We start from the raw sequence: 963 nt of genomic DNA, 5'->3' as shown, positions 1-963 counted from the left end.
ATTGATTTCCCCGAAGACAAGCTGCAACTGTGGGAAGCCGATTCCTACGCCTACATCCTTTGGCTGCTGGGGCTGGCCGTATTGTCCAACCATAAAGAAAGCCTCAACCGCATCCCCGGCTGGCTTTCACCCGATTTGGACGAAAACGGAGAGTGCATCCTTGGCGGTGCGCCGCTAGTGGATGCACCGATGAAGGCATTGCTGGATTTGGTCGGATATCGGGGCAGGGTTCAGGTCAATCCCAAACCGTTTTTTCCGAAAAGCGTCTATATGCTGATACCCGACATCATCCATCCGCCCAAAAACCCCGACAACCCGTTTGAACCTTCGGGCATTCCTCGCGGCAGGCTGCTGCGGGACTATCTGAAAGGCTGGTACAAAACTAATAAGGATACTTATTGGTATGACTACCATAAAGTCAGGGATGGAGAATTGTTCTTCGGCTACTGGGCATTTGAAACCGCCATCTTTACCCTGCTGCTTCATGCAGATATGGAAGGTCAACCCTTAAAGGCAATGAGTTTTTATCCGAAGGACTATATCGAATATGCCTGCAAACACGGGTTTGCGGTATTGGACGGCATATAGGATGGCAATGGGAAAGGCCGTCTGAAAACTGAATTTCAAAGGAAAAATAATGTGTGAATTTGAAAAGAAAAAACGGGCTATTTATTTACAAGAAAAATTTTATATTGAAAATAAGAATTTTGCTGAAACAAAAATACAAGAAGATGTTTTGTCCATACAACCTCCTCAATGGATTTTGGATGATCCTTTTCAAGGTGCTCGGCGTTATCATAGAAAATTAAGTTGGACTCAAATAACTGAAGCAATGGAATATACCCAACTCCTCTATTCCGCAGGCCTTCCCATGCCCGAAGTTGTTTCCGCCACACATGATATGCTCGAACGCTTCCACAAGCATTTCGATATTGATTTCCCCGAAGACAAGCTGCAACTGTG

At 45.6% G+C, this 963-nt stretch carries 2 protein-coding genes; both read left to right on the top strand.

Annotation, left to right across the window (positions count from 1 at the left end):
• Positions 1 to 588: PoNe immunity protein domain-containing protein (locus tag HMPREF3066_RS07395; RefSeq protein WP_141743195.1), on the top strand; the 588-nt coding region annotated here is incomplete at its 5' end.
• A gap of 49 nt (positions 589 to 637) precedes the next feature.
• On the top strand, positions 638 to 963 hold a 326-nt coding region (locus tag HMPREF3066_RS12850; RefSeq protein WP_141743194.1), incomplete at its 3' end, for a hypothetical protein.

This window comes from Neisseria sp. HMSC03D10, assembly GCF_001807625.1.
Lineage (GTDB): Bacteria > Pseudomonadota > Gammaproteobacteria > Burkholderiales > Neisseriaceae > Neisseria > Neisseria mucosa.
This window is presented reverse-complemented; position numbering and strand designations above follow the sequence as displayed.